The 6,589-nt window shown below is 68.9% G+C and carries 8 protein-coding genes; 6 read left to right on the top strand and 2 right to left on the bottom strand.

Going from position 1 to position 6,589, the window contains the following annotated elements:
• Positions 1-127: 127 nt before the first annotated feature.
• The 3 genes from Q4I23_RS29055 to Q4I23_RS29045 all read left to right on the top strand — a co-directional run bounded on the left by Q4I23_RS29055 (position 128) and on the right by Q4I23_RS29045 (position 2,634).
• Entirely contained in the window at positions 128-397 is a 270-nt protein-coding gene (locus Q4I23_RS29055) for an energy transducer TonB family protein (protein ID WP_498528516.1), read from the top strand.
• A 118-nt stretch (positions 398-515) separates the two neighbouring features.
• Positions 516-1,616, top strand: coding sequence for a redox-regulated ATPase YchF (gene ychF / locus Q4I23_RS29050; RefSeq protein WP_498528515.1), 1,101 nt, complete (start codon positions 516-518; stop codon positions 1,614-1,616).
• 196 nt (positions 1,617-1,812) lie between these two features.
• Complete coding sequence (locus Q4I23_RS29045; RefSeq protein WP_454020584.1) at positions 1,813-2,634, top strand: putative bifunctional diguanylate cyclase/phosphodiesterase; 822 nt, start codon at positions 1,813-1,815, stop codon at positions 2,632-2,634.
• On the opposite strand, the gene Q4I23_RS29040 is transcribed toward Q4I23_RS29045, so the two are convergent.
• Positions 2,597-3,073 carry an NUDIX hydrolase gene (locus Q4I23_RS29040; protein ID WP_145628787.1) on the bottom strand — a complete coding sequence of 159 codons (477 nt, stop codon included), beginning with the start codon at positions 3,071-3,073 and terminating at the stop codon, positions 2,597-2,599. The two genes, Q4I23_RS29045 and Q4I23_RS29040, sit on opposite strands and share 38 nt — an antisense overlap.
• A gap of 98 nt (positions 3,074-3,171) precedes the next feature.
• On the opposite strand from Q4I23_RS29040, the gene Q4I23_RS29035 reads away from it, so the two are divergent.
• From Q4I23_RS29035 to Q4I23_RS29025, 3 genes are all read left to right on the top strand, one after another.
• Entirely contained in the window at positions 3,172-4,107 is a 936-nt protein-coding gene (locus Q4I23_RS29035; RefSeq protein WP_454020586.1) for a LysR family transcriptional regulator, read from the top strand.
• A 115-nt stretch (positions 4,108-4,222) separates the two neighbouring features.
• Positions 4,223-5,476, top strand: a complete 1,254-nt coding sequence (locus Q4I23_RS29030; protein WP_454020587.1) for an MFS transporter — start codon at positions 4,223-4,225, stop codon at positions 5,474-5,476.
• A 4-nt stretch (positions 5,477-5,480) separates the two neighbouring features.
• Positions 5,481-5,888, top strand: a complete 408-nt coding sequence (locus Q4I23_RS29025) for a hypothetical protein (RefSeq protein WP_498528514.1) — start codon at positions 5,481-5,483, stop codon at positions 5,886-5,888.
• A 483-nt stretch (positions 5,889-6,371) separates the two neighbouring features.
• On the opposite strand, the gene Q4I23_RS29020 is transcribed toward Q4I23_RS29025, so the two are convergent.
• A partial coding sequence (locus tag Q4I23_RS29020; RefSeq protein ID WP_498528513.1) for an SDR family oxidoreductase occupies positions 6,372-6,589 on the bottom strand: 218 nt, incomplete at its 5' end.

Genomic DNA, 6,589 nt, shown 5'->3' with positions numbered 1-6,589 from the left:
GCGTATAATCGTCGGCAGCGTCAGATGTGTATAAGAGACAGCACCGACGCCGTCCGCTGAAACCGGGACCGGAACCGGCCGCAACGCGGCGGCAGCGGTCGAGGCGGTCTCGGCCAGCCGGGGCGCAATGGTGGATTATGGAGCGCAGGTCTGGGCCTGGATCGGACGGCACAAGCCGGAAAAGGTGGTCGGCGGCGGGCAGGCCACCGTCAAGCTGAGCCTCGGCACCGCCGGCGAGGTGCTCGACGCCTCCATCCTGACGTCGAGCGGCGACGCGGCGCTGGACCGCGCCGCCCTGGCCGCGGTGCGCAAGGCGTCCCCCTTCCCCCTCCCGCCGCCCGGCCTGACGGCGGAGGACCGCGTCTTCTCCGTGCCCTTCCTGTTCCGCCCGCGGTGACTCCGGCGCGCTGGAAGCGGCGCTCAACCCTGCCCACCCCCACTTCCCGTTTGCGCTTTGCGGCTCCACGTAGGATAAAGCGCCCCAATTCCCGAGATTTCCGACGGCGAGCACCCCCATGGGCTTCAATTGCGGCATCGTCGGCCTGCCGAACGTCGGCAAGTCGACCCTGTTCAACGCGCTGACCGCCACCCAGGCGGCCGAGGCGGCGAACTTCCCCTTCTGCACCAAGGAGCCGAACGTCGGCCGCGTCGGCGTGCCCGACCCGCGGCTGGACAAGCTGGCGGCCATCGCCAAGTCGCAGAAGATCATCCCGACCCAGCTCGAATTCGTCGACATCGCCGGCCTGATCCGCGGCGCCTCGAAGGGTGAAGGGCTGGGCAACCAGTTCCTCGCCAACATCCGCGAGGTGGACGCCATCGTCCACGTCCTGCGCTGCTTCGAGGACGACGACGTCACCCATGTGGAAGGCAACGTCGATCCCCTGCGCGACGCCGAGGTGGTCGAGACGGAGCTGATGCTCGCCGACATGGAGAGCCTGGAGCGCCAGCTCACCAGCCTCCAGAAGAAGGCCAAGGGCGGCGACAAGGACTCCAAGATCAAGGCCGATCTGATGGAGCGCGCGCTGAAGGTCCTCCAGGACGGCAAGCCGGCCCGCGTCGTCGAGGTCAGCGAGGAGGAGAAGCCGGTCTTCAAGCAGTTCATGCTGCTGACCGCCAAGCCCGTCCTCTACGTCTGCAACGTCGAGGAGGCCTCCGCGGCCACCGGCAACAGCCTGACCGCCAAGGTTGCCAAGAAGGCCAAGGCCGAGAACGCCGGCATGGTCGTCATCTCCGCCGCCATCGAGGCGGAGGTCGCCCAGCTCTCCGACGCCGCCGAGAAGCAGGAATTCCTGGAATCCCTCGGCCTTGAGGAGACCGGCCTCAACAAGCTGATCCGCGCCGGCTTCCAGCTTCTCGACCTCATCACCTTCTTCACCGTCGGCCCGAAGGAGGCCCGCGCCTGGACCGTGCGCCGCGGCGCCAAGGCCCCGGAAGCGGCGGGTGTCATCCACACCGATTTCGAGCGCGGCTTCATCCGGGCCGAGACCATCGACATCGACAGCTACGTCACGCTGGGCGGCGAGCAGGGCGCCAAGGACAACGGCAAGATGCGCCAGGAAGGCAAGGAATACGTCGTCAACGACGGCGACATCTTCCATTTCCGCTTCAACGTTTGATTGGGCAGCCGCGCGACCCTTCTCCTCTTCTGGGGAGAAGGGTTAACGCCTCCCAATCTTATCACCGTTGAGAAATCCGTTAACCCTTTCGTAAAACTGGAAAAACCGCTTAAATACCCCTGAGATATGGTTAACAAGCCTCGCGTCGGCTGTTAAGCCCCTATGGGCGACAACCGAGGGCTGGACCGGAGGGGATATGGCGGTGAACCAGAACGCGACCATCGCGCCAGGCGCCGGCACCTTCTCCGACCGCGTGCGCGACGCCATCCGGCACGGCGAGTTGCGCCTCGCCTTCCAGCCGCAGGCCGACGCCCAGAGCGGGCGGCTGACCGGGTTCGAGGCGCTGTCGCGCTGGCGCCTCGACGACGGCACGGTAATCCCGCCCGACGTCTTCATCCCAATGGCGGAGACCAGCGACGCCATCCACATCCTCGGCGAATGGACGGTGCGCCGCGCCTGCGAGACCGCCGCGGGCTGGATGCAGGACGGCATCGCCGACGTGCCGGTGGCGGTGAACCTGTCGGCGCGGCAGTTGCAGGACCCCGGCTTCGCCCGCACCGTTCTGGGCATCCTCGCCGAAACCGGCCTGCCCGCCGCCAATCTGAAACTGGAGCTGACCGAAACCGCCCTGTTCGAGCACAGCGAGTCCTCGCGCGAGGTGCTGACCCAGTTGCGCGGCGCCGGGGTACGGCTGGTGCTGGACGATTTCGGGACGGGCTATTCCTCGCTGTCCTTGCTGCGCCGCGTGCCGGTCGAGGCGCTGAAGATCGACAAGCACTTCACCCAGGCGATGGTGCAGGACCGCGACGCCGCCGCCATCGTGCGCGCCATCATCGACCTCGCCCACGCTCTGGGGATGCAGGCGATCGCCGAGGGGGTGGAGACCAAGGACGAGCTTCTGTACCTGCGCGCCTACCGCTGCGACCGCATCCAGGGCTATCTGCTGGCCAAGCCCCTGGACACGGCGCAGGTCCCGGACTTCATCCGGCGGCTCGCCGCGACGCCGACAGGCGGATGACCCGCTCCGTCTCGTCCCATTCGGTCAGTTCCGCGGCCTCGTCGACGGTGGCCCAGCGGGCCTCCAGCGCGTCGTCGGCGCAGACCGCCTCGCCCTCCGGGCTCTCCGCCGCCACCTCGACGATGGTGTAGTGGTACTGGACGGCCCCGGTGTCGTCGAGCGTCATGGCGTCCACCACCGTGACCACCTCCGTCGGCACGACGTGCAGACCGGTTTCCTCCAACACCTCGCGGACCGCCGTCTCGAACACCGTCTCGCCCACCGACTGGGCGCCGCCGGGCAGGCTCCACTGCCCCATCCGCGGCGGACGGCCCCGGCGGATCAGCAGGACCCGGTCGCCGCGCCACACCACGGCGCCCACCCCCACCCAGGGACGGTCGGGGTATTCGCGGCCGGAACGGTCGGCGGGGGGCGTGGTGGACTCGGGCGAGGCGGACATGGAAACTCCCTCGTTGCGCTTGACCCGACGCTAACCCAGGCGGACAGTCGGATACCAGTGGCCAAGAGGCCGAACGAACCGCCGCTCCGGACGCCGCCATGAAGCTCAACGAGATCCGCACCTTCGTCGCCGTGGCCGAAGCCCAGTCCGTGCAGGAGGCCGCGCACCGGCTGGGGCTGACCCAGTCCGCCGTCTCGCGCCTGATCCAGCGGCTGGAGGCGGAGCTTGGCGTGTCCCTGTTCGACCGCCAGACCAAGCCGCTGGCCCTGACCCGCGACGGCGAGATGGCGCTGGCCCACGCGCATCGGGTGCTGAAGGCGACGGACGAGCTGTCGGACGCCTTCGCCGGGGCCGCCCAGCCCCAGGGGCTGCTGCGGCTGGGGGTGGCCCATGTGCTGACGGCCATCGCCGCGCACCATCCGCTGGACCGGCTGCGCGCCGCCTTCCCCGGCCTGACCGTCCGCCTGCATTCGGACTGGAGCACGCCGCTGGTCGAGCAGGTCCGCAACGGCACGCTGGACGGCGCGCTGGTGCTGACTCACGACGCCCAGACGCCGCCGGACGACCTGGACGCCGTCTGCATCTCGCGCGAACCCGTGCGGGTCGTCGCGTCGGCCGAGCTGGCCGGGCAGCGGGACTGGACGCTGCCGGCGATGAACGCCGTGGGCTGGGTGCTTCAGCCCGACGGCTGCCAGTACCGGACCGCCATGGGCCGGGCGATGGCGCAGCACGGCCCGGCGCTGAACGTCACGGTGGAGGGATTCGACCAGTCGCTTCTGCTGTCGCTGGTCGCCCGCGGCGTCGGATTCGGGTTGGCCCCGCTGCGGCTGATCGCCCCGACCCTACACGCCGCCCAGGTGCGGCCGCTGGAGACCCCCGACTTCGCGCTGACCGTCGCAGTGTGGCTGCTGCGCGGCCGCTTCACCGGGCGCATCGGCCCCGTCTTCGACGTGCTGGAGGACAGCCTGCTGGACCTGCTGCCCCCGGCGGAAGAGGCGCCTTTGCCCCTGCCCTGCCATTCCGCAGCCGAATAACCTTCTTTCCCATTGTGAATTTGATGCACGCCCGGCGCACGCTTATCGTGTGACCCTGATGAGACGCGGGCCAGCGTTGCCGCACCGGCCACAGCCCGCGCCGAGGGAGGATAACTTGGACACCAGCAACCGGATGGGCGGGGCGCCTTCGCCCCGCTCCTGGCGGACGCCGGGATTCGTCATCGCCTGCGGCTGCCTGATCGCCATGCTGGCGTTCGGCCCGCGGTCCAGCATGGGCCTGTTCACCGCCCCCCTATCGGAGGCGCATGGCTGGGGCCGCGACGTCTTCGCCCTGTCGATCGCCATCCAGAATCTGGTCTGGGGCATCGGCACCCCCTTCGCTGGCGCTTTGTGCGACCGCTACGGCCCAGCGCTGGTGCTGGGGATCAGTGGCGTTCTCTACGCGCTGGGGCTGGCGCTGATGCCCTACGCCGACACCCCGCTGATGCTGCATCTCAGCTCCGGCCTGCTGATCGGGCTGGGTCTGGCCGGGGCGTCCTTCGGCATCGTCATCGCCGGCTTCAGCCGCATCGTCCCGCCGGAGAAGCGGAGCTGGTCGATGGGCGTCGCCACCGCCGCCGGCTCGATGGGCCAGTTCCTGTTCGCCCCCACCGGCCAGGCCTTCATCGCCGCCTATGGCTGGCAGACGGCGCTGATCCTGTTCGGCGCCTCGATGCTGATGATCCCGGTGCTCGCCTCCTCCTTCGCCGGGGCGGGCGGGTCGAAGAGCGCGCAGGCCGTCACCGGGGCCGACATCGGCTTCGCCGCGACGATCCGGCAGGCCTTCAAGCACCGCAGCTACGTCCTGCTGGTCACCGGCTTCTTCGTCTGCGGCTTCCAGCTCGCCTTCATCACCACGCACCTGCCGCCCTACCTAACCGCCGCCGGGATCAGCCCCGGCCTCGCCTCCTGGGCGATGGCGCTGATCGGGCTGTTCAACGTGGTCGGGTCCTACATGTCCGGCGTGCTGGGCGGGAAGATGAGCAAGCGCCTGCTGCTGTGCGCCAACTACACGCTGCGCGGCCTGTGCACGGCGATCTTCATCCTGCTGCCGGTCACCCCGGTTTCGGTGATCCTCTACGCCGCGGCGATGGGCCTGCTCTGGCTGTCCACGGTGCCGCCGACCTCCGGCCTCGTCGTTCTGATGTTCGGCACGCGCTATCTCGGCATGCTCTACGGCTTCGCCTTCCTCAGCCATCAGGTGGGCGGCTTCCTCGGCGTGTGGCTGGGCGGCGTGCTGTACGAGCGCGTCGGCTCCTACGACGTGGTGTGGTGGGCCAGCGTGGCCCTGGCGCTGGCCGCTGCGGTGGTCAACTGGCCGATCGCCGAGAAGCCCGCCCCTGCCCTGGCCGCGGAAGCGAAGGCCTGAGGCCATGACGGAACCGGCGACCTCCTCCTCTTCTAGCCCCGGCTTCGGTCACGGCTTCGCGCTGGCGCTCGGCGCGCTGGCGCTGGTCGTCTGGGCGGTGGTGACGGGGGTGGCGCTGACCCAGGCGGCGCTGAACGAGGAGGACGGCGGCACGGTGCTCGCCGTCTTCCCGCCGGGCACCCCGACCGCCGAGGCCTTCACCGCGGTGGTCCGCGCCGGCGGCCAGCCGGTGCGCCAGACCTGGATCCCCTTCGCCTGGGTCGCCCGCAGCGACGGCAGCGGCTTCGTCGGGCGCCTGAAGGAGGAGGGGGCAGTCACCGCCTACGGCGAGCTGTCGGTCGGCCCGGCGCTGGGCGGCTGCGCGGTGGTCTCGCTGGACGACAAGCGTCCGGTCGGCTTCCAGTTCAAGTGACGTCACAAACCCGTCATCAAGCGGTAACGGGACCGCAGTTCGGGTATTGACAACCCCCGCAAGGAAGAGCAGGCTATCCCTCAGAGCAACACTGGTTGAGGTGAAGACGCGGTGGACACCGCATCAAGTTGGCAAAAAAGCCAGCTTCTCATCACAGCAAATGTTCCCGTAGCCAGGAGGGTGTGATTGTCATGAGTCCACCTGCGCTTACTTGAGGAAGCCGACCTGTTCGGCCACACATTTCTGAACATTGCCGTTGAGACGGCTCAACCATTGCGGATGTCCTGGCACAGCCGCTGAAACCCCCGCCCCCCGCGCGGGGGTTTCGCTTTTTCGGCCTCCCGTGCCGCCCGCCATGTCCTTGGCGATCCATCGTCTTGAAGGCCCAAAGAAAAACCCCTCCCCCGCGGGTGCGGGAGAGGGGTGAAGGCTTCGTGTCGCTTCAAACGGGTCCGCAGACCCGGGAGTCACTGCACCGGCCGGTCAGTACATGTGCTGGCCGCCGTTGATCGACAGGGTCGAGCCGGTGATGAAGCCGGCGTCGTCGCCGACCAGGAACAGCACGCCGCGGGCAATCTCCTCGGCCTTGCCGAGACGGCCGACCGGGATGCGGGCGACGATCTTCTCCAGCACGTTGGGCGGCACCGCGCGCACCATGTCGGTATCGATGTAGCCCGGCGCGATGGCGTTGACGGTGACGC

The sequence above is a fragment of the Azospirillum sp. UFLA03-27 genome, assembly GCF_059803775.1.
Note: the sequence above shows the minus strand (reverse complement) of the source record. Positions and strands in the feature narration are given on the sequence as shown.

Excerpts from the sequence above, each read along its gene's own strand:
- Q4I23_RS29040 (WP_145628787.1), bottom strand. The coding sequence starts at position 3,073 with ATGTCCGCCTCGCCCGAGTCCACCACGCCCCCCGCCGACCGTTCCGGC.
- Q4I23_RS29055 (WP_498528516.1), top strand. The coding sequence starts at position 128 with ATGGTGGATTATGGAGCGCAGGTCTGGGCCTGGATCGGACGGCACAAG.
- Q4I23_RS29035 (WP_454020586.1), top strand. The coding sequence starts at position 3,172 with ATGAAGCTCAACGAGATCCGCACCTTCGTCGCCGTGGCCGAAGCCCAG.
- ychF (WP_498528515.1), top strand. The coding sequence starts at position 516 with ATGGGCTTCAATTGCGGCATCGTCGGCCTGCCGAACGTCGGCAAGTCG.
- Q4I23_RS29025 (WP_498528514.1), top strand. The coding sequence starts at position 5,481 with ATGACGGAACCGGCGACCTCCTCCTCTTCTAGCCCCGGCTTCGGTCAC.
- Q4I23_RS29045 (WP_454020584.1), top strand. The coding sequence starts at position 1,813 with ATGGCGGTGAACCAGAACGCGACCATCGCGCCAGGCGCCGGCACCTTC.